The organism is Mycoplana sp. BE70, from assembly GCF_031455855.1.
Classification (GTDB): Bacteria; Pseudomonadota; Alphaproteobacteria; order Rhizobiales; family Rhizobiaceae; genus Mycoplana.
In genome coordinates this window covers 217,774-240,851 of sequence record NZ_JAVDTM010000003.1, presented here as the reverse complement: position 1 = coordinate 240,851, position 23,078 = coordinate 217,774, and the positions used below count along the sequence as shown (strand labels likewise).

Annotated in this window: 20 protein-coding genes; 12 read left to right on the top strand and 8 right to left on the bottom strand. The window is 63.7% G+C overall.

Annotated features, from left to right (window positions below; all coding sequences use genetic code 11):
• Window positions 1-7 precede the first annotated feature (7 nt).
• Complete coding sequence (locus J2Y48_RS07335; protein WP_310415019.1) at window positions 8-1,849, bottom strand: tetratricopeptide repeat protein; 1,842 nt, start codon at window positions 1,847-1,849, stop codon at window positions 8-10.
• Between the two features lie 152 nt (window positions 1,850-2,001).
• On the bottom strand, window positions 2,002-3,018 hold the full coding sequence (locus J2Y48_RS07330) for a polyprenyl synthetase family protein (protein ID WP_310415016.1): 1,017 nt from the start codon (window positions 3,016-3,018) through the stop codon (window positions 2,002-2,004).
• A gap of 104 nt (window positions 3,019-3,122) precedes the next feature.
• Here J2Y48_RS07330 and J2Y48_RS07325 point away from each other — a divergent pair, with 104 nt between their 5' ends.
• The 6 genes from J2Y48_RS07325 to J2Y48_RS07300 all read left to right on the top strand — a co-directional run bounded on the left by J2Y48_RS07325 (window position 3,123) and on the right by J2Y48_RS07300 (window position 7,681).
• On the top strand, window positions 3,123-3,344 hold the full coding sequence (locus tag J2Y48_RS07325) for a DUF2007 domain-containing protein (protein ID WP_310415014.1): 222 nt from the start codon (window positions 3,123-3,125) through the stop codon (window positions 3,342-3,344).
• Entirely contained in the window at window positions 3,341-4,156 is an 816-nt protein-coding gene (locus tag J2Y48_RS07320) for a methyltransferase (RefSeq protein ID WP_310415010.1), read from the top strand. Before J2Y48_RS07325 ends, J2Y48_RS07320 begins: the two co-directional genes overlap by 4 nt.
• A 126-nt stretch (window positions 4,157-4,282) precedes the next feature.
• Entirely contained in the window at window positions 4,283-5,155 is an 873-nt protein-coding gene (locus J2Y48_RS07315; RefSeq protein ID WP_310415008.1) for a S49 family peptidase, read from the top strand.
• A gap of 14 nt (window positions 5,156-5,169) precedes the next feature.
• The gene (locus J2Y48_RS07310; protein ID WP_192242639.1) at window positions 5,170-5,361 is read left to right on the top strand and encodes a hypothetical protein; all 192 of its coding nucleotides are present in this window, start codon (window positions 5,170-5,172) and stop codon (window positions 5,359-5,361) included.
• A 194-nt stretch (window positions 5,362-5,555) separates the two neighbouring features.
• Entirely contained in the window at window positions 5,556-6,623 is a 1,068-nt protein-coding gene (locus J2Y48_RS07305) for an NAD-dependent epimerase/dehydratase family protein (protein ID WP_310415004.1), read from the top strand.
• Window positions 6,624-6,721: 98 nt separating this feature from the next.
• Window positions 6,722-7,681: a glycine--tRNA ligase subunit alpha gene (locus tag J2Y48_RS07300; protein WP_310415001.1), complete on the top strand. Its 960-nt coding sequence runs from the start codon at window positions 6,722-6,724 to the stop codon at window positions 7,679-7,681.
• 56 nt (window positions 7,682-7,737) lie between these two features.
• On the opposite strand, the gene J2Y48_RS07295 is transcribed toward J2Y48_RS07300, so the two are convergent.
• Window positions 7,738-8,109 (bottom strand): hypothetical protein, encoded by a 372-nt coding sequence (locus J2Y48_RS07295; protein WP_310414998.1) that lies wholly within the window; start codon window positions 8,107-8,109, stop codon window positions 7,738-7,740.
• 87 nt (window positions 8,110-8,196) lie between these two features.
• Between J2Y48_RS07295 and J2Y48_RS07290 the strand changes: the two genes are divergently transcribed.
• The 4 genes from J2Y48_RS07290 (at window position 8,197) to J2Y48_RS07275 (ending at window position 13,489) form a co-directional block, all read left to right on the top strand.
• Window positions 8,197-8,745 (top strand): LemA family protein, encoded by a 549-nt coding sequence (locus J2Y48_RS07290; RefSeq protein ID WP_310414995.1) that lies wholly within the window; start codon window positions 8,197-8,199, stop codon window positions 8,743-8,745.
• 15 nt (window positions 8,746-8,760) lie between these two features.
• Window positions 8,761-10,704: a DUF2207 domain-containing protein gene (locus tag J2Y48_RS07285; RefSeq protein ID WP_310414992.1), complete on the top strand. Its 1,944-nt coding sequence runs from the start codon at window positions 8,761-8,763 to the stop codon at window positions 10,702-10,704.
• A 105-nt stretch (window positions 10,705-10,809) separates the two neighbouring features.
• A complete protein-coding gene (gene glyS, locus J2Y48_RS07280; protein ID WP_310414990.1) occupies window positions 10,810-12,924 on the top strand; it encodes a glycine--tRNA ligase subunit beta in 2,115 nt (704 codons plus the stop codon).
• A 61-nt stretch (window positions 12,925-12,985) separates the two neighbouring features.
• Window positions 12,986-13,489 carry a DUF523 domain-containing protein gene (locus J2Y48_RS07275; RefSeq protein WP_310414987.1) on the top strand — a complete coding sequence of 168 codons (504 nt, stop codon included), beginning with the start codon at window positions 12,986-12,988 and terminating at the stop codon, window positions 13,487-13,489.
• 110 nt (window positions 13,490-13,599) lie between these two features.
• On the opposite strand, the gene J2Y48_RS07270 is transcribed toward J2Y48_RS07275, so the two are convergent.
• Together J2Y48_RS07270 and purD are read right to left on the bottom strand one after the other, a co-directional pair.
• On the bottom strand, window positions 13,600-14,076 hold the full coding sequence (locus tag J2Y48_RS07270; RefSeq protein ID WP_310414984.1) for a plant virulence effector HPE1-like domain-containing protein: 477 nt from the start codon (window positions 14,074-14,076) through the stop codon (window positions 13,600-13,602).
• Between the two features lie 119 nt (window positions 14,077-14,195).
• Window positions 14,196-15,467 carry a phosphoribosylamine--glycine ligase gene (purD, locus tag J2Y48_RS07265; protein WP_310414981.1) on the bottom strand — a complete coding sequence of 424 codons (1,272 nt, stop codon included), beginning with the start codon at window positions 15,465-15,467 and terminating at the stop codon, window positions 14,196-14,198.
• Window positions 15,468-15,682: 215 nt separating this feature from the next.
• On the opposite strand from purD, the gene ubiA reads away from it, so the two are divergent.
• A complete protein-coding gene (ubiA, locus tag J2Y48_RS07260; RefSeq protein ID WP_310414978.1) occupies window positions 15,683-16,633 on the top strand; it encodes a 4-hydroxybenzoate octaprenyltransferase in 951 nt (316 codons plus the stop codon).
• A 4-nt stretch (window positions 16,634-16,637) separates the two neighbouring features.
• Here the strand turns inward: ubiA and J2Y48_RS07255 are convergent, their stop codons facing one another.
• Both J2Y48_RS07255 and J2Y48_RS07250 read right to left on the bottom strand, forming a co-directional pair.
• The gene (locus J2Y48_RS07255) at window positions 16,638-18,011 is read right to left on the bottom strand and encodes a cyclopropane-fatty-acyl-phospholipid synthase family protein (protein WP_310414975.1); all 1,374 of its coding nucleotides are present in this window, start codon (window positions 18,009-18,011) and stop codon (window positions 16,638-16,640) included.
• A gap of 428 nt (window positions 18,012-18,439) precedes the next feature.
• Window positions 18,440-19,006 carry a DUF6101 family protein gene (locus tag J2Y48_RS07250; RefSeq protein ID WP_310414973.1) on the bottom strand — a complete coding sequence of 189 codons (567 nt, stop codon included), beginning with the start codon at window positions 19,004-19,006 and terminating at the stop codon, window positions 18,440-18,442.
• A gap of 295 nt (window positions 19,007-19,301) precedes the next feature.
• Here J2Y48_RS07250 and J2Y48_RS07245 point away from each other — a divergent pair, with 295 nt between their 5' ends.
• Window positions 19,302-21,605, top strand: coding sequence for a DUF1217 domain-containing protein (locus J2Y48_RS07245; RefSeq protein WP_310414970.1), 2,304 nt, complete (start codon window positions 19,302-19,304; stop codon window positions 21,603-21,605).
• Between the two features lie 33 nt (window positions 21,606-21,638).
• On the opposite strand, the gene J2Y48_RS07240 is transcribed toward J2Y48_RS07245, so the two are convergent.
• Window positions 21,639-23,069: an FAD-binding oxidoreductase gene (locus J2Y48_RS07240; RefSeq protein ID WP_310414968.1), complete on the bottom strand. Its 1,431-nt coding sequence runs from the start codon at window positions 23,067-23,069 to the stop codon at window positions 21,639-21,641.
• Between the last annotated feature and the right edge of the window lie 9 nt (window positions 23,070-23,078).

Here is a 23,078-nt window from a genome sequence, read left to right as displayed (position 1 = left end):
TGCCGGATCAGGATTTCTTGTCGCTTTCCGTGACCTTCAGCGATGGGGTCTTGATCGGCTCCTTGCCGTCGGTCGCCTGGGCAGCGGCCGGCGGCGCATCGGTGGGCTCAGGCAGGCCGGATTCGATTTTCGCCTTGATCTTGGGGATTTCGGCTTCCTCGGGCTTGAGACCGAGTGCGCGGTTCCACTGGAAAGTCGCCTCCAGCTTGCGGCCAACGCGCCAGTAGGCGTCGCCGAGATGGTCGTTAATCGTCGCATCGCCCGCCCGCAATTCGGCGGCGCGCTCCAGTTCCGCCACCGCGTCGTCGAACTGGCCGAGGCGGAAGTAGGCCCAGCCAAGCGAATCGACGATGTAGCCGTCGTCGGGCTTGACGCTGACGGCCTTGCGGATCATCTCCAGCCCTTCCGCCAGATTGATGTTCATATCCACCCAGGAATAGCCGAGATAGTTCAGCACCTGCGGCTGGTCCGGGTTCAGCTCCAGCGCCTTGCGGAAGTTCGGCTCGGCGAGTTCCCATTTCTTCTGGCGTTCATAGGCGATGCCGCGCTGGAAGAAGATCGTCCAGTGCGAGCGGTTCGGCACATTGCCGATCACCTCGACCGCGCGGTCGTAGACCTCGCCCATCTCCTTGTATTCCTTGGCATCGGAAAGGACGCTGCCATAGGCGAGATAGCTGCGCAGGTCCTGCGGGTCCGCTTCGATCAGCGCCTTCAGGTGCTTCTTGGCGTCGTCCACCTTGCCGAGGTCGGCGAGCTGCAGACCGAGCTGTAGCTCGGAGATGCGGCGCATCGGCGAATCCTTCGGTACCTGCTGGTAGTACTCGATCGCCAGTTCCGGCTTCTTCTGGTTTTCCGCAATGCCACCGAGCAGAACCAGCGTGTCGGGGCTGTCGGGATCGAGCGCGCGCGCGATCTGCAGATAGAGCGACACGATGTCTTCCGCGCCTTCGCGGTTCAGCGCGCCGCCGATTGAAAAGAGCACGGCGGAAGCGCCCTGGGCTGCCGTACGAACCTGCTGTTCCTGCTTCTCGCCCTTTGTGACCCCCTCGCGCAGGGCCTTCAGCGGCGCGTAGTTGGAGATCAGGTTGTCACCCACCGAGATTGCGTCAAGCGCCTTCTGCGTGTTGCCCTCGCGCGCCTCGAGGCGGGCAAGCGTCATCACGGCGCGCATGAAGGTGTCGGGTGCCGCACTGCCGCCGTCGCGATCGAGGATGGCGTCGTTCAACCGCTTGCGGGCCGTGGCCTTGTCACCGGCGGCGGCCGCGATGGCGCCCGCATGGTAGTTCTTGAAGATCGCGAACCAATCCGGACCCTTCATGTCCGAAATGGTGGCAAGCGCTTCCTTCGTCTTGCCGTCGCCGAACTTCGCCCAGGCGGCCAGCAGGCCGTTCATCATGCGGTCCAGATCGTTCGGGCCGCTGTAGCGCAGGATCTTATCCGCGGTGCGGTACTCGCGCTTGCGTATCGCGTCCATGCCGCGCACGATGGTCGTGATCCGCTCGACGGCTGCATCACCCTTCAGCGCCTCGGCAAACTTCACGCCCTCGTCGAACTGACCGTCCATCAGGAGCGTGATCATAAGGCGTTCTTTGACCTCGACGTTGGTCGGGTCGTATTGCAGCGCAATCCGATAGAGCGCGATGGCGTTGTCGAAGTCCTTGTCGACATCGGCGGTGCGGGCGGCAAGGAAAGCGCCGGAGAAGCTGTTGACGCTCTGCGGATCGAAGGGGGTCTCCTCGGTGGCGGCGGCAGGAGCATCTTGGGCCGTGGCGGCCGGGAGGCCCGCAAAGGCAACGCCGGCCACGATGGCAACGCCCGAAAGAAGCCTGATAATCAGGGAGTGCCGCATAAAGATGCCTTTCACAACTGCGGTGCCGGCAGCTGCGGCCGCCGGCACATCGCGATCCTGTCCAAATCAACTGGACTCATGGCTTGAGAGAATGGCTTTTTTGGCGCGGTGCGGCAAGAAATTCCTGCACAGCGGAAAGCAAGTCTCTGCGATCAGCTGACGCGGGAAATGCAGAAATCGATCACTTCCAGGAGCGCGGATTTCCATGGACTTGCCGGCAGCGGTGCCAGAGCATCGCGGGCGATCGTGCCATAGTGCTGCGCCCGAGCGATGGTGTCCGACAGGCCGCCGTAGCGGGTGATCAGCCCGAGGGCATGCTCAAGGTTGGCGTCGTTGCTCTCGCCGCCCTCGATCGCCTTGCGCCAGAACGCGCGGTCCTCGGCGGTTCCACGCCGCCAGGAAAGGATGACCGGAAGGGTGATCTTGCCTTCGCGAAAGTCGTCGCCGACGTTCTTGCCCAGATCCGCGGCCTTGCCGCCATAGTCGAGCGCATCGTCGACGAGCTGGAAGGCAAGCCCGAGGTTCATGCCGTAGGATCGGAGCGCATTGCGTTCGGCCCGGCTGGTGTTCGCGACGATCGGGCCGACTTCGGCGGCGGCGGCAAAAAGGGCCGCCGTCTTGGCACGGATCACTTCGAGATAATCGTCCTCGGTCGTCTCCATGTTCTTGGCGACGGAGAGCTGCATCACCTCGCCCTCGGCGATCACGGTCGCCGCGGAGGACAGTACATCGAGCGCCTCCAGCGAGCCGACCTCGACCATCATCTTGAAGGCCTGGCCGAGCAGGAAGTCGCCGACGAGGACGCTCGCCTGGTTGCCCCAGATCATCCGGGCCGTCGATTTTCCGCGGCGCAGGTTGCTTTCGTCCACGACGTCGTCATGCAGGAGCGTTGCCGTGTGCATGAACTCGACGCTGGTCGCGAGCTTGATGTGATGGTCGCCCTCATAGCCGAACATCGAGGCTGCCGCGAGCGTCAGCATCGGCCGCAGGCGCTTGCCACCGGAAGAGATCAGGTGGTTGGCCACTTCCGGTATCATCTGGACGTCGGAACCGGCCTTCGACAGGATCAGTTGGTTGACCCGCTCCATGTCGGCTTTCGTCAGGTCCACCAGGGGTTTGACCGACGCCAGTTTGTTTTTGCCCTCGTCAAGCGGTATCACGACGCCCAAATGCCTGGACTCCTGTTCAATTCCGTTGCGGGACAATAGAAAGGGGGGGCTGTCTGAGCAAGAGGCGAATTGTCCCGGAAGCTCAAATATAGCTGGAAAAACGAATGATTGAACTGATCCGCGCCAACGATGCAGTCCTGCTCTCCTTCGCCGAAAGCCTGTTGCGGGATGCCGGCATCCATTGTCTGATCGCAGACCAGGGCATGAGTATCCTTGAGGGTTCGCTCGGCATGCTGCCGCGACGGCTGCTGGTGGATGCGGAGCGCGAGGACGAGGCAAGGCGGATCCTGCGGGATGCCGGGCTCGGCGCGGAGTTGCGGCCGTGACGACAGCGCAAGAGGAAGTTGCCGTCGTCCAGACCATCGATGCCTTTCATCGCGGCCGGTTTCACATCGTGCAGCCGAAGGGTGGCGGGCATCGGTCCGGCATGGATGCGATGCTGCTCGCCTCGCTCGTGGTGGGAGAGGGGCCGATGCGTGTCGCCGATCTCGGCGCCGGCGCCGGGGCGGCGGGCCTTGCCGTCGCGTCGCGGATCGAGGGCGTGCATGTGCTCTTGGTGGAGCGCTCGCCGGTCATGGCCGACTACGCCCGCAAGAGCCTGGCACTGCCGGAAAACGGCCGGCTTGCCGGTCGTATCGAGGTCGTCGAGGCGGACGTCACCCTGACGGGCCGGGCGCGGCTTGCCGCGGGGTTGGAGGACGAGGTGCAGGATCACGTCGTCATGAACCCTCCGTTCAACGACGCCAGCGACCGCCGCACGCCGGACGCGCTCAAGGCCGAGGCGCATGCGATGCAGGATGGCCTGTTCGAACAGTGGATCCGCACTGCCGGCGCCATCATGAAGCCGGGCGGCCAGCTCTCCCTGATCGCCCGGCCGGAATCGGTTGCGGCGATCATCGATGCCTGCGGCCGGCGGTTCGGCGGCATCGAAATCACCGCCTTGCATCCGCGTCCCGGCGAGAGCGCCGTGCGCATTCTCGTGACGGCGATCAAGGGCTCGCGGGCGCGCCTGACCATGCGCGCGCCGCTCGTCATGCACGAGGACGACAGTCACCGTTTCTCAGCCGTTGTCGACGATCTCAACAACGGACGGACGGGTTATGCGCGGCTGACGGCCGGCCGGCAGCGGGCGCGATGACGGTTGCACGCGTCTGACGTGCGGCGCGCTGGCGCATTCAGCCGGATTTTGTTGCAAAACCATTGCGTTTTTCCGCTGCGTGCATACATCTGGCGATGAAGCATGCATCGGAGACACGATAACGACATGGCCGGCTTTTTCAGGAAGTTGATGCCGAAGCGGTTCCGCAAGGAAGGCGTCACAATCCCGGTCGTGCGACTGCATGGCGCGATCATGGCGGGCGGAGGCCCGTTCCGCACCACGCTCAATCTGGCGACGGTCGCCCCCATCCTCGAAAAGGCTTTCGCGATAAAGGACGCGCCCGCCGTTGCCATCGCGATCAATTCACCTGGCGGCTCCCCGGTGCAGTCGCGCCTGATCTTCCAGCGCATCCGCGATCTTTCCAGCGAAAAGAACAAGCGCGTTCTCGTCTTCGTCGAGGATGTCGCCGCGTCGGGCGGTTACATGATCGCGCTTGCCGGCGACGAGATCTTTGCCGATCCGACCTCGATCGTCGGTTCGATCGGCGTGGTTTCCGGCGGCTTCGGCTTCCCGGAGCTTTTGCGGAAAATCGGCGTCGAGCGGCGCGTCTACACCGCCGGCGAGAACAAGGTGATCCTCGACCCGTTCAAGCCGGAGCGGGAATCCGACATCGACTACCTCAAGTCGCTGCAGGTGGAGATTCACGACGTTTTCATCGGCATGGTCAAGGAGCGGCGCGGCCCACGTCTGTCCAGTGATCCGGACCTCTTTTCCGGTTTGTTCTGGACCGGGCAGCGCGGCCTGGCGCTGGGGCTGATCGATGGCATTGCCGACATGCGCGCCGAAATTCGCCGTCGGTATGGTGACGATGCAAGGCTCCAGTTGATTTCGCCGGCGCGCGGACTTTTCGGTCGAAAGATACCAGGTGTGGGTGCCGAAATGCTGGCGGGATCCGCCGAGCAGGTCGCGGTTGCCGGAATCAGTGCGCTCGCCGAGATCGCCGAAGAGAAGGCGCTCTGGTCGCGCTACGGCCGATAGGTCGGGGAGGGGAGATGCCGCAACTCATATTCCTGCTGATCGTCGTGGCGGTGGCCTGGCTCGGCTATCGCAAGTTCGTCGCCGATGCCGAACGGCTTTCGCGCAAGCGCCGTGCCGCGGAGAAAGAGCACGAAACCGGGGCAATCGGCACGCTCGTGAAGGACCCCGAGACCGGCGAATACCGGCTCCGCAGGGACGACGAATAGGCGAGCGCCCAGCTGACGTTTGTACCGTTTCGGGACGTCGCCACCACCTTCCGTGCCGGTTCGGATCATTAACCAGATCGCGTAAGGTTAACGCCGTATAAAGGCCCGCCGATCCGCCAGCGCGCATTGCGTTGGCCCGTGAAAATCATGAAAACCTGCCATTCCAGATTGCATTGAACGGGAAGGCAGACACCATGGCTTCGCTCGACCTCGCCAGCATCCGCACCATCGTCGTCACCGGTGGCGCCGGCTTTATCGGCTCGCATGTGGTGGACGATCTGCTCGAGACCTGCCCGGTCGCGCAGATCCGTGTCCTTGATGCCTTCACCTATGCCGCCAACATGACCAACCTCGACCGCGCCATGCGCTCCGGCCGGGTGACCCTGCGCCAGGGCGATGTCGGCAATCTCGATCTCGTCACCGAACTGCTTCGCGGCGCCGACCTGGTCGTGCACGCGGCCGGCGAAAGCCATGTCGACCGATCCTTCCTTTCGCCCGAGCGCTTCAGCGTCTCCAATGCCATCGGCACCCAGATCCTCGCCGAGGCAATGGCCAGGCGCCAAGTGCCACTGATGATCCATGTGAGTACGGCGGAGGTCTATGGTTCGTCGAGTGCGCCGCTAGCCGAAACGGCAGCCATGCAGCCGGACAACCCGCTCGGCGCCTCGAAGGCCGCAGCCGAAATGCTGCTTTCCGGCCTATCCGTGGTCTACGATCTCGACATCCGCGTGTTGCGCCCGGTCAATATCGTCGGTTCCCGTCAGAACGCCGAGAAACTGTTGCCGCGGTTTCTCGAGCTTGCCGCCGTCGGCAAGCCGCTGACGATCCATGGCGACGGCAGCCAGCGCCGTTCGTTCCTTGCGATCTCCGACTTTTGCTCAGGCTTGCGCGCCGTCGCCAGTCGGGGTGAGAGGAACGGCGTCTACAACATGTCCGGACCGGAGACCTACTCGGTGCTGGAAGTTGCCCGCATGGTGCTGGAATCGGCTCCTGAGCCGGTTTCCGGCTTGACCTTCAACAACGGCCGTCCCGCCGACTACAGCCGTGCGCCGGTCTTGACGGAGGCCATCGCCGGTCTCGGCTGGCGCGCAGAGGCTTCGCTGCGCGGGGAACTGAAGGCACTCGCCGGTTGGTATCGCTCAAGGTTGACGCCGCTGTCGCGCACGGTCTTCCGCAACGCTCCCGATCTGGCACCCGGCGACTCGACGGTCGCGACGCAGCCGGCCGGCTCCGGCCTCTTCCGTTCGCTCGAGCGGCATTGACGCGGCGGGGGGTGCGAAAGCGGCCGCTGCACCCTTGACCCTGCCTGCGTGCCGTGGCACCTGTCCGCGCATCCCAAAGACCCATCCGGACCGGACCGATGACCTCTGCCGCCCTGCCTGACCACATGCACCCGACGCGCTCCTTCCAGGGGCTGATCCTGACGCTCCACAATTACTGGGCGGACAAGGGGTGTGCGGTTCTGCAGCCCTATGACATGGAGGTCGGTGCCGGCACGTTCCATCCGGCAACGACCCTGCGCGCGCTCGGCCCCCGTCCATGGAAGGCGGCCTACGTCCAGCCGTCGCGCCGCCCCTCCGACGGCCGCTACGGCGAAAATCCGAACCGCCTGCAGCACTACTACCAGTACCAGGTCATCCTGAAGCCGAACCCGTCGAACCTGCAGGAGCTCTACCTCGGTTCGCTCGCCGCGATCGGCCTCGATCCGCTGCTGCACGACGTCCGCTTTGTCGAGGACGACTGGGAAAGCCCGACGCTGGGCGCCTGGGGCCTCGGCTGGGAATGCTGGTGCGACGGCATGGAAGTCTCGCAGTTCACCTATTTCCAGCAGGTCTGCGGCATCGAATGCGCGCCCGTCGCCGGTGAGCTTACCTATGGCCTGGAGCGCCTCGCCATGTACGTGCAGGGCGTCGACAACGTCTACGACCTCAACTTCAACGGTCGCGAAGGCGAAGACAAGATCACCTATGGCGACGTCTTCCTGCAGGCCGAGCAGGAGTACTCCCGCCACAATTTCGAGTTCGCCGACACGGCGATGCTGCACCGCCATTTCATCGATGCGGAGAAGGAATGCCTGGCGCTGCTCGCCGCCGGTGCCCCCGGCGACACGGCCAGCGGCTACCACAAGTGCGTGCTGCCGGCCTACGACCAGTGCATCAAGGCCAGCCACGTTTTCAACCTGCTCGACGCCCGCGGCGTCATCTCCGTCACCGAGCGCCAGAGCTACATTTTGCGGGTGCGCACGCTGGCGAAAGCCTGCGGCGAAGCCTTCCTGCTGACCGACGCCGGTGGCGTGAACTGGGTCGAGAAGGCGGCGTAGTAGACGGTCGACCGTTCGCACATCGAATGGGTGGGGTTCATGGCGCCTCTCTCCGCTCACGCTTCTGCACGAATTTTCACGCCCATCTCTTGCACCTTCGGTGCAGGAGAGGCGATGGGTTGCGGCTGGCAGTCGTAGGTCTGTAGCGCCCGGCGCACGCCGGTTGGGCGTTCCGCTGGCATGCCTTCCGTATAGGCGATGAAGAGAGCGGTGAAGCCGAGGATATTGAGGGCGGTTGCGAGCGTTCTCATGGTCGTGAGCCTTGTGGGCAGATGCTGTTCGATAGCCCGATTGTCGCGCCGACCGCCGATTTCATCGGTTCCCTGGGGAACACGGCTGTATCTTTTCTTCGGTCGAACGGACCGCCTGAAACGTTTCTGCAAGAGCGGCGGCGACGCTTCTGCTCGCGGATTGATGTCCTGTTGCAACTGCCGGGCGAATTCGGGCAGGGGGACTTCCCTCTGTCTGCGTGAATGCTACCTTCGCGACGCTTCGCCATTTCAACGGAGGACATCATGATCGGTCTGGCAATCGCAGCGGTGGTCGCGTTCTACGCGATCCTTCTTTACAACGGCCTGGTGAAGGCCCGGCAGGTCAAGGAAGAGGCCTGGTCGGGCATCGACGTGCAATTGAAGCGCCGCGCCGACCTGATCCCGAACCTGATCGAGACGGTGAAGGGCTATGCCAAGCACGAGCGGGAAACGCTGGAGCAGGTGGTGGAACTGCGCAACAAGGCGCAGGCGGTGCCTTCAGGCGACGTTGCCGGGCGGGCGGTCGCCGAAGGCATGCTCGGCCAGGCGCTCGGCAAGCTTTTGGCGCTCGCCGAGGCCTATCCCGACCTGAAGGCCAACCAGAACTTCAGCGAGTTGCAGCAATCGCTCGAAACCATCGAGAACGAGATCCAGATGTCACGCCGCTACTACAACGGCGCCGCCCGCGATCTGAACGTCAAGGTCGAGAGTTTTCCGTCCAATCTGCTGGCGACCGCGTTTTCCTTCGTCAAGGCGCCCTTTTTCGAGATCGAGAATGCCGCCGACCGCGCCGTCCCCACGGTGAAGTTCTAGGAACCGGAGCGGGCCATGTCGCGGATCGCAACCTGCCTCCTGTTCCTGTTTGCGCTTCTAACGGCCGGTGTCGGTCAGGCGGCGGAGTTCATCTCCTCCTTCCATGCCGATATCGACGTGGCCAAGGATGGGGAGTTGACCGTCACCGAGACTATCAAGGTCAATGCCGAGGGCAATCTCATTCGCCGCGGCATCTACCGTGACTTTCCGCTGACCTTCGTCGATGATCAGGGACGGCAGCGGCAGGTCGGCTTCGAGATCCTGGACGTGCTGCGGGACGGCGATACGGAGCCCTATCACACCGAACAGGAGAGCGGGGCGATCCGCATCTATTTTGGCGCCTCCGATGTGCTGCTCGATCCGGGGCCGCACACCTATGAGTTGACATACCGGACCGATCGCCAGATCCGCTTTTTCGACGCCCATGACGAACTGTTCTGGAACGTCACCGGAACGGAATGGGCGTTTCCGATCCGGCAGGCCTCGGCGACGGTCACGCTGCCCGACGATGTCGAGCCGCAGGACCTGTCCGTTTTCACCGGCGCCTATGGCGATACCGGCAAGAACGCGCGGGCCGATTTCAACGGCAGCCAGGCCGAATTCGTCACGACCCGTGGGCTCGGCGCGCACGAGGGGCTGACGATCGGCGTCAAGCTTCCAGCCGGCAGCATCGACCGGCCGAGCGCTGCTCAGGAGCGGCTGTGGTTCCTCAAGGACAATGCCGGAGCGCTGATCGGCATCGGCGGGCTGGCGCTGGTCGCGCTCTACTATCTGCGCGCCTGGACCGTCGCCGGACGCGACCCGGCCGGCGGCGTCATCGTACCGCAGTGGCATCCGCCGGACGGCACCTCGCCGGCGCTCGTGAACTACATCGACAACCGGGGCTTCGGCGGCGAGGGCTGGACGGCGCTGTCGGCCGCCCTGCTGAACCTCGCCGTGAAGGGGTACGTCACGCTCAACGACCTGAAGCAGTCGATCGTCGTCACGCGCACGGCAAAGCCGGTGGACGGCAAGCTTCCGACGGGCGAGGGCGTTCTGCTGAAATCGGTGAACGGCGAAGGCGACAGCCTGACCATCGACAAGGCCAACGGAACCCGCGTCCAGACGCTCGGTTCCCGCTTTCGCCAGTCGATGGAAGCGGAGCACCGCGGCAAGTACTACCACGCCAACTGGGGCTATATCGTCGGTGGCGTCGTGCTGTCGGCGCTCTGCCTGCTGGCGCTGCTCGTTTTCGGCAACCTGTCCGAGGACGGGATCGCGCTGGTCGTCTTCCCGGCGGCGGCGGCCTTCTTTCTCTCCGTCTTCGCCGTATCCTTCGGCAAATCGCTAAGAGGCGCCAGAAGCCTCGGTCAGCGCATCATGTCGGTCGTGATCGTCGCCTTCTTCGGATTCGTGTTCCTGAGCATCTTCGGTGCCGTCCTTGCCGGTCTGGTCGCAAGCGGCGTCGAAAGCGGCAACCTCGCCATCCTTGCCGCAGTCGGCGGGATCATCCTGCTGAACCTGCTGTTCTATTTCCTGATGGGCGCGCCGACGCCGATCGGCCGGAAGATGATGGACGGCATCGACGGGCTGCGCCAGTACCTGACGCTTGCCGAAAAGGAGCGGATGAATCTCGCGGGCGTGCCGGAGATGTCGCCGCAGCACTACGAGACATTGTTGCCCTATGCGGTGGCGCTCGGCGTCGAAAAGCCATGGTCGGCGACCTTCCAGCGCTGGCTTGCCGCTGCCGCAGCAGGGGCAGCGGCAGCAGCGGCGTACCATCCGAACTGGTACAGCGGCGACGGCTTCGGCTCCGGTAATTTCGCCGATCGCATGGGCGACTTCCCCGGTTCCATGGCCGACACCATAACATCCTCGCTGCCGCCCCCGCCCAAGAGTTCGTCGTCCGGCTTTTCGGGCAGCTCCGGCGGCGGCTTCTCCGGCGGTGGTGGCGGCGGCGGTGGCGGCGGCGGGTGGTAGGCGCAGTGGCGTGGCCTGAGACTTTTCCGCCATCGAACGGATGACATTTGCCGCCGGGCTTGCTAAGTCCGCCGCAGTCCAACGATCTCCACGAAAAGCACCCCAATGCCCGATCTTCTGCTTGAGCTCCGTTCCGAGGAAATTCCCGCCCGCATGCAGCGCAAGGCGGCTGGCGACCTGAAGAAGCTCGTCACCGACGCGCTGGTCGATGCCGGCCTCACCTACGAGGGCGCCCGGGAATACTGGACGCCGCGCCGGCTGACGCTCGACATCCGCGGCCTGAATGCGCGCTCGAGCGACGTGCGCGAGGATATCAAGGGACCGGCAACGTCGGCTCCCGAGCAGGCGATCCAGGGCTTTTTGCGCAAGGCAGGACTGGCCTCGATCTCCGAAGCCCACGTTCATTCGGATCCGAAGAAGGGCGATTTCTACGTCGCCCACATCGTCAAGCCGGGCCGGCCAGCCGACGAGATCATCGCCGAGGTGATGCCGGGCATCATCCGCAATTTCCCCTGGCCGAAGTCGATGCGTTCGGGTGCGGCATCTGCCAGGCCGGGCGCGATGCGCTGGGTCCGCCCGCTGCAGTCGATCGTCTGCGTGTTCGGCTCGGAAACCGAGGAGACGCGGGTCATTCCGTTCGAGATCGACGGCATCGTCGCGTCCAACGTCACCTACGGCCACCGCTTCCATGCCCCGGAGGCCTTCACGGTCCGCCGCTTCGCCGATTATGTTGCCGGCCTGGAAAAGGCCAACGTCATCCTCGACGCTGAACGCCGCAAGCAGATCATCGCGGCGGATGCCGCCAATGTCGCCTTTGCCAACGGCCTTGAACTGGTCGAGGACGAAGGGCTGCTCGAAGAGGTCTCCGGCCTCGTCGAATGGCCGCAGGTGCTTTTGGGCACCTTCGAGAAGGAATTTTTGGCGATCCCGGCGGAGATCATCCGCCTGACGATCAAGACGAACCAGAAGTGCTTCGTCACCCGTCCGGCCGGCGGGGAAGGGCTGTCCAACCATTTCATTCTCGTCGCCAACATCGAGGCGAAGGATGGCGGCAAGGAGATCGTCCACGGCAACGGCAAGGTCGTGCGCGCCCGCCTGTCCGACGCCCGCCACTTCTGGACCCGCGACCAGCACGACCTGCCGGATCTGGAAACGCTTGCCGCCTCGGCGGAAAAATTCGGCCTCGACCTGAAGAAGCCGCTCGACCAGCGCATGGCCAAGCTCGACGCCCTGAACGTCACCTTCCACGCCAAGCTGGGAACGCAGGGTGAGCGCGTGCAGCGCATCCGGGCGCTTGCGGCGCAGCTTGCCAAGGTCACCGGCGCCGACGCCGCGCTCGTCGATCGCGCCGTGGTGCTTACCAAGGCCGACCTGCGCACCGAAGCCGTTGGTGAGTTCCCTGAGCTCCAGGGCATCATGGGCCACAAATACGCGCTGCTGCAGGGCGAGCCTCAGGCCGTCGCCGAGGCCATCGAGGATCATTACAAGCCGCAAGGCCCGTCCGACCGCGTACCGTCCGATCCCGTCGCCATCACCGTCGCGCTGGCCGACAAGCTGGATACGCTGATCGGCTTCTGGGCGATCGACGAAAAGCCGACCGGCTCGAAGGATCCTTATGCGTTGCGACGGGCGGCGCTCGGCGTCATCCGCATTCTTCTGGAGAAGGGTGTTCGCCTGCCGCTGCTGTCGGTCGTCAAGGATGCCGATCTCCTGTCCTTCTTCCACGACCGCCTGAAGGTCTATCTGCGCGATCTCGGCGCCCGCCATGACCTGATCGACGCGGTGCTGACGTCGGATGCCGACGATCTCTTGATGGTCGCCCGCCGCGTCGAGGCGCTGACGGCTTTCATCACCTCCGAGGACGGCCAGAACCTGCTCGCCGGCACCAAGCGCGCCACGCAGCTTCTCGCCGCCGAGGAGAAGAAGGGCACCGTGGTCGCCGACGGCATTGCCTCCGACCTGTTCCGGATTGCCGCGGAGAAGGACCTGCACGATGCCATCGTCGTCGCCACGGGCGAGGCAGCCGACGCCGTCGCCAAGGAGGACTTCCAGTCCGCCATGACGGCGCTGTCGAAGCTGCGCGCCCCGGTTGACACCTTTTTCGATGACGTGCTCGTCAACGACGAGGATGCGGCGATCCGGGCCAACCGCCTGGCGCTGCTCGCCGCGATCCGCTCGGCCACCGGCACGGTTGCGGATTTCTCGAAGATCGCGGGATAACGCTGAACCGCGTAGCATTGCGCGTTGGGAAGCCTGGTTCCCGGTAAAAGGAGAGGTGCTGATGCCCGGAAAAATCCTCATCAGCGCCTGTCTCATGGGCCTGCCGGTTCGCTACAACGGCGCGTCCAAGCCGCTGCTGCACGAGGCGATAGCGCGCTGGCAGGAAGAGGGGCGGCTGGTCACGGTCTGTCCCGAGCTGGCGGGCGGTTTTGCCGTTCCGCGCCCGCCGGCCGAAATCGCGGCGGCGATGACCGGAGAAGAAGTCCTCGACGGTGTCGGGCGTGTCCTGGAGGCGACCGGTGGTGACGTGACCACGGGTTTTGTCGAGGGCGCCATGCGCGCTCTTGACATCGCGCGTGAGAACGATTGCCGATATGCGCTTCTGATCGACGGCAGTCCGTCTTGCGGCTCCGGCTTCGTCTATGACGGTAGTTTTTCTGGAAAGCGCCTGGCCGGCGCGGGTGTCACGGCGGCCTGTCTCAAACGGCACGGCATTGCCGTATATGCCGATACCGAGATCGACGGTCTCATCGCGCGCCTGGCGGAAGACGATGCCGACGGCTGATAAAGCTTGCGCCCCTGCTTCTCTTCAGGGGCGCAAGATATCTGCCTTGCCGGCAGATACCCTATCAGCCTGGAGGGGCCGATGGGGCAGGGAACGCTATTACTATGGGGTCAATTGACCCGAAGTTCAAATCCTGACGGATCAAGCTCTCGTGAACCGGCCTCTTGCGAACCTGCCGCGGCAGTAGCGGCAACTGCAGCCGAACCGGTTTCGAGTGCGCCCGTCTTGGCTTCGGGGTCGATGATGTTGCCGGTTTCGGCCGAATCCGTGGCCTCGGTGTTCCCCGTGCCCTCTTCGGGTGCCTTGCTGACGAAAATCACCGGCGAGCCGCCGAGCCAGGCCTCGCTGCGGAAGACCTTTCTTTCACCGTCGACTTCGCGGATCTCGACCTTTTGCGTGCCGGGTTCGATGTCGGGCACGATGTAGGTCTTGCTCCGCTTCGTTTCCTTCAGTGCCGGGCAGTCGGCGCAGGAAATCGTCTGGATGCTACCTTGGCCCTTGCCGCCGGAGGCGATCGGTTCGATCGAGGAGGCAAGGGCAGGGGCGCCAAGAAGCGCAAATGCAACGGTTGGCAAGAGGCTACGCATCACTGGTTCTCCCGTAAGGTCGACGGAAAGACTATGCGTTTTCCGTTACGTTCCGGTCAGGAGAATTGGTAAAAATTGAATGATGCGTCGTTTTGTGCCGCTTGCCGAAGTCGGCCGGTTCAAACCTTTTCGCGTTCCACCGCGCGCCAGCCGATATCCCGGCGGCAAAAGCCGTTTTGCCATTTCACCTGATCTGCCAGGGCGTAGGCGCGGGCCTGTGCCTCGGCGACGGTGGGCGCCACCGCCGTTGCGTTCAGCACCCGGCCGCCGGTCGCGACCAGTTCGCCGTTCTTCAGCGCTGTGCCGGCATGAAACACTTTGGTCGTGTCGCCGTCCGCCGGAATGAACCCGATCGGCGTGTTCTTGTCGTAAGCGCCCGGATAGCCCTTCGACGCAAGCACGACTGTCAGCGCCGTCTCGTCCCGCCAGGTGGCGGAGACCGTGTTGAGCGAGCCGGTTGCCGCGGCGTGGAGCAGTTCGAGCAGGTCACTCTCAAGCCGCATCATCAGCACCTGGCACTCCGGATCGCCGAAGCGGACGTTGTACTCGATCAGTTCCGGCCCCTTCTTCGTGATCATCAGCCCGGCGAAGAGAACGCCGGTGAACGGGTGGCCGTCGGCGGCCATGCCGCGAATGGTGGGCTCGATGATCTCCTTCATCGTCCGCTCGACCATTTCCGCCGTCATCACGGGAGCAGGGGAGTAGGCGCCCATGCCGCCCGTGTTCGGGCCGGTATCGCCATCGCCGACGCGCTTGTGATCCTGGGCCGAGGCGAGCGGCAGGGCGTTCTTGCCGTCGCAGAGGCAGAAGAAGCTCGCCTCCTCGCCGTCGAGGAAGGCCTCGACAACCACTTCCGCTCCCGCCGCGCCGAAGGCGCCGTCGAAGCAGTCGTCGATTGCCGAAAGCGCCTCGTCGACGGTCATCGCCACCGTCACGCCCTTGCCGGCGGCAAGCCCGTCCGCCTTGATGACGATCGGCGCGCCCTGTTCGTCCACATAGGCCTTGGCCGAAGCCGCGTCCGTGAAGCGCCTGTAGGCGCCGGTCGGGATGGCGTAGTTGGCGCAGAGATCCTTCGTGAAGCCCTTGGAGCCCTCCAGTTGCGCGGCCGCGGCCGAGGGGCCGAAGACGTCGATGCCGTCGGCGCGCAGCCGGTCGGCCAGTCCCGCCACCAGCGGTGCCTCGGGGCCGACGACGACGAAGGTGATGCCGTTGTCGCGGCAGAAGGCAGAGACGGCCGCATGGTTGTCGACGTCGAGCGCTGCAAGCGTCGCGTATTCGGCCATGCCAGGATTGCCGGGAGCGGCATAGAGCGTGGTCAGGCGTGGCGACTGGGCAATCTTCCAGGCCAATGCGTGCTCGCGCCCGCCCGAACCGATCAACAAAACCTTCATGGCCAATCCCCTGCAATCTGAGTGTGCCCGCCGGTTAAGCGGGTGGGGGCTAAACGTCAAGTGCTGCGTTTGCGGGAATCGGGGTGTGACAATAGAAGGTGCGGTTCACTTTGCGATGACACGCCTCTGCACGCCAGGTTCGGCGTCCTGCTGCCCGGATCGGCAATCCCGCACATCGACCTTGACCCGAGCCAGCCGGACTGCGAACTAGGTGCATGAGCATCAATCCCGATTCCGGACGCGTTGCCGACGCGCCCTCCGACAACTGGGTCTATCGCGTTCTTCCCCGCTCGCTCTGGCCCTATGCGCAACTCGCCCGCTGGGACCGGCCGATCGGCTGGCAGCTGCTGATGTGGCCCTGCCTGTGGTCGGCCGCACTCGCCGCCAACGTGGCGCGGGCAGCTTCCTCCTACTCACTGTCGCAGTTTGTCTGGCACCTGCTGCTGTTCGTCATCGGCTCGATCGCCATGCGCGGTGCCGGCTGCACCTATAACGATCTGGTCGACCACGAGATCGACAAGGCGGTGGCGCGAACGCGCTCGCGGCCGTTGCCGTCGGGCCGCGTCACGCGTGGCCAGGCGAAGCTGTTCATCGCCCTACAGGCGCTGGTCGGGTTGCTGGTTCTCCTGCAGTTCAATGTCTTCTCGGTCATGCTTGGTGTAGCTTCGCTTGCGATCGTCGCGATCTATCCCTTCGCCAAGCGCTTCACCGACTGGCCGCAGTTCTTTCTCGGGCTGGCCTTCTCCTGGGGCGCGCTGATGGGCTGGTCGGCGCAGTTCGGCACGCTGTCGCTCGCCGCTATCGCGCTCTATGGCGGCGCCGTTGTCTGGACGATCGGCTACGACACGATCTACGCCCACCAGGACAAGGAAGATGATGCCTTGATCGGTGTTCGCTCGACCGCGCGGCTGTTTGCGGAGCGAACCCGCCAGTGGCTCGTCACCCTTTATGGACTGTCTGTGCTGCTGATCCTCGCGTCGTTCGCTCTCGCCGGTGTCGGCGTCCTCGCCTATCTCGGGCTCGCCGTCGCCACCGGGATGCTGGTCTGGCAGATCGTGACGATCGATATCGACGACCCCGAACAGTGCCTGGCGCTGTTCAAGTTCAACGGGGTCGTCGGTCTGATCGTGTTTATCGGCCTTCTCGCCGCATTGCCTTTCGCCTGAGGTTTCAGGCGGATTTCAGGATATTCGCCCGCGCGTCGTCCGGATCCACCCGGCGTGCGCCGCCATAGATCGTCGTGCGATCGAAGCCGATGCCTGAAGCGCCGGAGCGGCGGTTGGTGGCGACGACCTGGAATGCGTTGAGCGCGCCACGGTGGAACGAGAGGGCGCAGAGCGAGAGATAGAGCAGCCAGATGCGCGTCTGCGGCATGCCGACGAGGGCAGCGCCCTCTTCCTTGCGGTCGTAGAGACGGCGCACCCAGTGCTCCGTCGTGTGGCCGAAATGTTCGCGCACGGCCTCGACTTCGTGCACTTCGAAGCCGGCCTGCTCCAGCGCGCCCGTCGTCATGCCGATATGATCCAGCTCGCCGCCCGGGAAAATGTACTTGATGATGAACTGCATGTAGGGCGTCAGCCGCGGGAAGTCTTCCAGCCGCGCCGTGTTGCGGCGGAAGCTGGCCTGACCGAAATAGACGCCGCGCGGGCGCATGTGCTTGCGCAGGTACTTGTAGAAGTCCTGGTGGTTGGCGATGCCGACATGCTCGATCATCTCGACCTGGGCGATCTTGTCGAAGATCTGGTCGTCTGCGAGGCTGCGGCAGTCGCGCAGTTCCACCTTGACCCGGTCGCCGAGGCCCATGTTCGCGACCTTGGTCTTCACGTGCGCGAACTGCTCCTCCGACAGTGTCGTGCCATAGGCCTCAACGCCATAGTGTCGAGCGGCATAGCAGAGCAGGCCACCCCAGCCGCAGCCGGGGTCGAACAGCTTGTCGCCGGGCGCAAGGCGCAGCTTGCGGCAGATGAGGTCGAGCTTGTTCAACTGCGCCTCGTCGAGCGAGGAGTCGGGCGTTGGGAAATAGGCGGAAGAATACACCATCTCCTTGTCGAGGAAGAGTTCGTAGAACTCGTTGGAGAGGTCGTAGTGGAAGCCGATCATCTCCTTGTCGTTCCGGCCGCTGGTCGGCGTGACGCCGGCCTTTTTCGTGAAGCGCTTGACGAAGGAGGAGACGGAATAGCTCTTCAGAAGGATCGGCAGGGCCATCTTCAGCATGCGCGCCTTATTGACCTTGCGTGGCAGTGAGAGGAACTGCAAGTGGTCGACCTGGCGCATCGCATCGATCGGGTTGGCGCCGACGACGTCGAGGTCGCCCGTCGCGTAGAGTTCGGCAACGCTGATCAGCGACGGCTGGCGCAGCAGGCGGCGCAGCACGTTGGCGGAAGCGATGACGAAGCGGATCTCTTCCTGGGCGCCTTCACCGAGCGGGATGATCGTGCCGTCCCAAAGTTCCAGGCAGATATTGACGTCGAGATGTTTCGCCAATTCGCCGATGACGGCCTTGGTTGCTTGCAATTCACGATCAGTACCAAGTTCACGCGACATATAGTGACTTCCCGACGTTGAAAAAAACCGCAGTGCAATGTGCGGTTTCATATCCGGTTGTCAATCTCTGATTGCTTTACCGTAACGCAGCAAGTGGCGCCGACGGGGGTGTATGGAGCGTCGGGGTGTAAATCACCAGCCCGAAACGGTGGCGCGCCGGGCGACCCCCTGAAGGAGCGCCGCATCGGCTTTCCGGATATGCACGACGAGAGGGGAGGGCCTTGCTGATAAGCGGTCGCTGCGCGCTTCCCTTGTCGGGTGTCAGAAGTGGTCCTGGGAGAGCAGCGAACGAAAAAAGCCGACCGCAGGGGGCGGCCGGCTATGGGCGTTTCGGCGCGCGATCGCGAGCCGAATTGCCAAAAGGATAGGTCGTCGTCGCGACTGGAGGAAGCGCAAACGCCCTATGGGTTCATGTCGTCATTGCATGCTCAGCGGCGCGCGATGATTTCGCGGCCGTCGATCATCATCTTCAGGCCGAGATCGCCGGTCGAGCGGCGAACGAGAAAGCGCGGCCGGCGATCGGCGAAGTAGGTGTGGTGGCGACGCTTGCGTGCCGGGCGGGCGGGAAGCGAGCCGAGGTGCATCTCCAGCGGCCGGGCGACCCCGTCGGCCTCGACCATCAGCATCGGGATGCGATATGCGTCGGCCCAGCTGCGCCAGTCCGCGGCGATATCGCAGAGGTCGTGCGCGACGAGCAGTGGAATGCAGAGGTCCGGATCATCGTGGTGCAGTTCGAGCGTCACCGTGACTTCGCCATTGCCGTGGTCGATCGCGCGAGCGGCCACGCCCTTGAAGGCGCGGGCGGGCAGGGCAAACGAAAGCGGCAGGCCGCTGGAGGGCAGGATCTTGCGCAGTACGGCGCCGCGCTCGTCGAGCGTGATCGTGACGTCGCTCATATCGCTGCGCAGGGCATAGGTGATCTGCTGGGGGAACCGCTTGGGGTCGAGCCGAAGTGTGCTTCCGGCCCAGGCCGGCTTGGAAACGGTGTTCAACATGTCTTTCGCCCTTGTCTTCCTTGAGAGCCGGTGACCGGTCTTCTCCGGGGACTTTTTCGTCCCTCTGTGTGTGACGGGAAGAATAGGCGCCGTATCTTCCGCTCCGCTTAAAAATCGCGGTTAAGAAAACTTTGCCCGGGCAGATGGTTAGCAAAATGCCGCTTGGTCAGGGTTTCCGTTTCGTCAATGCGTCGGTTCGACAGCCCCGGACAAGGCAATCCGGCTAGGCTCGGAAAAGCAATGGTGCACGCGTGCGCCGCCTGCTGCAGCAAGGTGCAAAAGGGATAGTCTTGCAATGCTTTCGACCTATACGAGCTATAATCTCTTCGCCAAGGATCTGCTGACGTCGCTGAACCGCGTTTCGCAGCAGACAATCAATGCGCGCGAGGCCGAGTACTATAAGGCGAACATCGGCAAGGTCGGCTCGGTCGACGAATTCCTGGATGATTACCGGCTCTACAATTATGCGATGAAGGCGTATGGGCTGGAGGAGATGGCCTATGCCAAGGCTTTCATGCGCAAGGTCCTGGAAAGCGATCTGGCCGACTCCAACAGCTTCGTCAATCGTCTGACCGATACCAAATACCGTACCTTTGCGCAGTCCTTTTCGTTTCAGAGCGAAACCGCGGTTGCCCAGTCAGATGCCCAGTTGGATGAGGTGATCGGGCTCTATACGGCGACGGTAAACAACGCCGGCAAGGTGCAGCAGGAAGAGACGCGCTACTACAACATCGTCGTCGACAAGGTCACGACCGTCGACCAGTTGCTTCAGAACGAGCGGATGAGGGCCTACGTCTTCACGGCCTTCGGCATCGACCCGGCCACGTTTTCCTACCAGGCCGTGCGCGGTGCGCTGACGAGCGATCTCGACGATCCCGACAGCTATGTGAACCAGACGTTCGGTGCAGCGATTGTCGACTACACGGCGAAGATCGCCGCTGCGAACGCTCAGCTTGCCGATCCCGACCTGTCCGCCCAGGCAAAGGCGGCGCTGAAGTCGAAAGTTTCCGGCTGGAATGCCCAGATCTCCTCGGCGGAGAAATTTCTGGCGCTGGCGGCTGCCTACAATTTCAATACTGACGGAACCCTGCCGGCCGGCACGCTGGCGCAGACGGAGGTGCAGAAGACAGCCACCAACAAGGCCTATGTGCTCTCCACCCCGCGCGTGACCTCTGCCGCGGCCCTCTTGACAAAGGCGCACTTCGAGGGAGCCGTTGCCACCGCCACCACGGTCGATGAGCTTCTTAGGGACACCCGTGTCCTGAATTACATCAAGGTTGCCTACGATCTGAACGGCGTCACCATCATGCCGTCGACGATCAAGAACATCCTGACCAGCGATCCGGACGATCCAGGCAGCTATATCCATACGGTCGGCAAAGGCGACGAGAGATATGTCGCCCTGGCCAGGGCATTCAACTTTCAGCCGGACGGCACGCTCGCGGCCGGCGACCAGGCGCAGAGCGCCGAAAAGACCGCCGAGGCCGGTCGTCTCTACATGACCCGCTACAATGACGCGGACGATGCAGCCGACGAGAAACTCATCAGGGAATACAAGGTGAAGGCCGGGCTGCTCACCAACGTCGACGAATTCCTCACGACGCCGAGCATCTACAAGCTCGCGCTCAATGCCTTCGGTCTCAATCCGAGCAGCGAGAGTGCCTACAAGATCAAGCAGGTCATGTTGAGCGACCTCAACGATCCTAAGAGTTATGTGTACCGCCTGAAGGACAGCCGCTATCTCGAATTGGCCAAGGCCTTCAATTTTGACGAGAAGGGCGCCATCGACGTGCCCGTCATGGCCCAGACCGGGGCGGAGATCCAGATTGTCTCCAAGGCCTATGTGATCGAAAAGTCCCGGTTCGGCACGGCAGACGACAAGAAGAAGGCGGAGGCTGAGGCGAAATATTACGCCGAGCAGATCCAGACAATCGGATCGCTCAAGGAGTTTCTTGCCAATTCGCGGCTCGTCAACTTCGTCCTGGAGGCAAATAACATCGATCCGAAGACTGTCCCGGAAGGGTTCATGGCGCAGATCTTTGCCTCCGACCTCGACGATCCGGACAGCTTCGCCAACCAGCAGCCCAACCGGAGCTACCGCACCATCGCCGCCTCGTTCAATTTTGGTGCGTCGGGCCAGGTGGAGCGTCCGCATGACACAGCGATCCAGACACGTCGCGGCATCTATCAGACCCTCGACTATTACGTCCGCCAGGCCATGGAGGTCGAAGCGGGCGAAGACAATGCGGGTGTTCGTCTGGCACTCTATTTCGAGCGCAGCGTGAATTCGATCTCCAGCGCCTACGACATTCTCGCCGATGACGCCCTGTATCAGGTCTTCAAGACCCTCCATGGTCTCCCAGACGAGATCGGCGGCGCCGACATCGATGCTCAGGCCGAACTGATCAAGCGCTATATGGACCTGAAGGATCTGCAAGATCCGGAAAAGGTGTCGAAGATGATCACCAAGTTCGCCGTCCTCTACGACCTGGAGAACTACAGCGAGACGTCCGGTGCCGTTGCCGTTCTCAGTGGCGGCGGAAACATCAGCGCCGACACGCTGTGGAGTGTGGCACAATTGCGAAGCGGCGGGAGGTAGCCAGGCCGACTGGGCGCCACGGCTTGCGTCCGGTCAGAGGCCTGTCTGCAGCACCTTGCCCGGGTTCATGATTCCGGCGGGATCGAAGGCGTGCTTGATGCGGCGCATCAGGTCGATTTCGATCGGTGCGCGGATCTCGGCCAGTTCGTCGCGCTTCAACTGGCCGATGCCGTGCTCGGCGGAAATCGAGCCGCCGAACTTCAGCACGATGCCGTGCACGACCGCGCTGACGTCCTTCCACCGGTCGAGAAAGGCCTGCTTGTCTGCGCCGACGGGTTGGGAAATGTTGTAGTGGATGTTGCCGTCACCCATGTGGCCGAAGGCGCAGATGCGCGCTCCCGGGATCACCGCAGTTACGGCATCGTCCGCTTCCGCCATGAAGGCCGGAATGCTGGAGACGGGGACGGAGACGTCGTGCTTGATCGATCCGCCTTCGGGCCTTTGCGCCAGCGACAGGCTTTCGCGCATGTGCCACAGCGCGCGCCGCTGCTCGCCGCTTGCAGCGATGACGGCATCCTGGACCAGTTCCTTCTCAATGGCGTCTGCGAGCAGCGCCTCGATCATCTCGCGAGCGGCCTCGTCCGAGACCGAGGTCGAGACGTCGATCAGGGCATACCAGTCGTGGCGCGTTTGCAGCGGGTCGCGGACGCCGGGGATGTGCCGCGACGCGAAGTCGATTCCGATCCGGGGTACCAGTTCGAAGCCGGTCAGCGCCTCACCGCAGCGCTGCGAAGCCAATTCGAACAGCGCCAGCGTATCGGCCACGGAGCGCAATCCGGCAAAGGCCACCTCATGCCCAGCGGGACGGGGAACAAGCTTCATGACCGCTCCCGTGATGACGCCGAGCGTGCCTTCCGCGCCGATGAAGAGGTCGCGCAGGTCGTAGCCGGTATTGTCCTTCTTCAGGCGCCGCAGCCCGTCCCACACTTCGCCGGTCGGCAGCACCACCTCCAGTCCGAGGCAGAGCTGGCGGGCGTTGCCGTAGGCGAGCACCGCGGTGCCGCCCGCATTGCTCGAGAGATTGCCGCCGATCTGGCACGTGCCTTCCGATCCCAGCGAGAGAGGAAAGAGCCGGCCGGCCGCTTCGGCCGCCTTCTGGATGTCGGCCAGCACGCATCCGGCGTCGACGACGATGACATTGCCGACCGGATCCACGTCGCGGATGCGGTTCAGGCGGGAAAGCGAGAGCACGACATCGGCAGCACCCTCCCGCGGAATCTGCCCCGCGACGTGTCCGGTGTTGCCGCCCTGCGGCACGATTGCGGTGTCGGTCGCGGTTGCGAGCTTGAGGATCTCGGAGATCTCGCCGACGCTCCCCGGTCGCAACACCAGCGGGGTCGTTCCGTGGAAGATTCCCCGCGTCTCGACCAGATAGGGGGCGACTGCGCTCGCATCGGTGAGTGCAAATTTCTCGCCGGTGATGGCGGAAAAGCGGGAAATCAGATCAGCCGGGAGTGCAGTCATGGCGGTCCT

Excerpts from the sequence above, each read along its gene's own strand:
- J2Y48_RS07335 (WP_310415019.1), bottom strand. The coding sequence starts at position 1,849 with ATGCGGCACTCCCTGATTATCAGGCTTCTTTCGGGCGTTGCCATCGTG.
- J2Y48_RS07325 (WP_310415014.1), top strand. The coding sequence starts at position 3,123 with ATGATTGAACTGATCCGCGCCAACGATGCAGTCCTGCTCTCCTTCGCC.
- J2Y48_RS07315 (WP_310415008.1), top strand. The coding sequence starts at position 4,283 with ATGGCCGGCTTTTTCAGGAAGTTGATGCCGAAGCGGTTCCGCAAGGAA.
- J2Y48_RS07310 (WP_192242639.1), top strand. The coding sequence starts at position 5,170 with ATGCCGCAACTCATATTCCTGCTGATCGTCGTGGCGGTGGCCTGGCTC.
- J2Y48_RS07305 (WP_310415004.1), top strand. The coding sequence starts at position 5,556 with ATGGCTTCGCTCGACCTCGCCAGCATCCGCACCATCGTCGTCACCGGT.
- J2Y48_RS07300 (WP_310415001.1), top strand. The coding sequence starts at position 6,722 with ATGACCTCTGCCGCCCTGCCTGACCACATGCACCCGACGCGCTCCTTC.
- J2Y48_RS07290 (WP_310414995.1), top strand. The coding sequence starts at position 8,197 with ATGATCGGTCTGGCAATCGCAGCGGTGGTCGCGTTCTACGCGATCCTT.
- J2Y48_RS07285 (WP_310414992.1), top strand. The coding sequence starts at position 8,761 with ATGTCGCGGATCGCAACCTGCCTCCTGTTCCTGTTTGCGCTTCTAACG.
- glyS (WP_310414990.1), top strand. The coding sequence starts at position 10,810 with ATGCCCGATCTTCTGCTTGAGCTCCGTTCCGAGGAAATTCCCGCCCGC.
- J2Y48_RS07275 (WP_310414987.1), top strand. The coding sequence starts at position 12,986 with ATGCCCGGAAAAATCCTCATCAGCGCCTGTCTCATGGGCCTGCCGGTT.
- J2Y48_RS07270 (WP_310414984.1), bottom strand. The coding sequence starts at position 14,076 with ATGCGTAGCCTCTTGCCAACCGTTGCATTTGCGCTTCTTGGCGCCCCT.
- purD (WP_310414981.1), bottom strand. The coding sequence starts at position 15,467 with ATGAAGGTTTTGTTGATCGGTTCGGGCGGGCGCGAGCACGCATTGGCC.
- ubiA (WP_310414978.1), top strand. The coding sequence starts at position 15,683 with ATGAGCATCAATCCCGATTCCGGACGCGTTGCCGACGCGCCCTCCGAC.
- J2Y48_RS07255 (WP_310414975.1), bottom strand. The coding sequence starts at position 18,011 with ATGTCGCGTGAACTTGGTACTGATCGTGAATTGCAAGCAACCAAGGCC.
- J2Y48_RS07250 (WP_310414973.1), bottom strand. The coding sequence starts at position 19,006 with ATGTTGAACACCGTTTCCAAGCCGGCCTGGGCCGGAAGCACACTTCGG.
- J2Y48_RS07245 (WP_310414970.1), top strand. The coding sequence starts at position 19,302 with ATGCTTTCGACCTATACGAGCTATAATCTCTTCGCCAAGGATCTGCTG.
- J2Y48_RS07240 (WP_310414968.1), bottom strand. The coding sequence starts at position 23,069 with ATGACTGCACTCCCGGCTGATCTGATTTCCCGCTTTTCCGCCATCACC.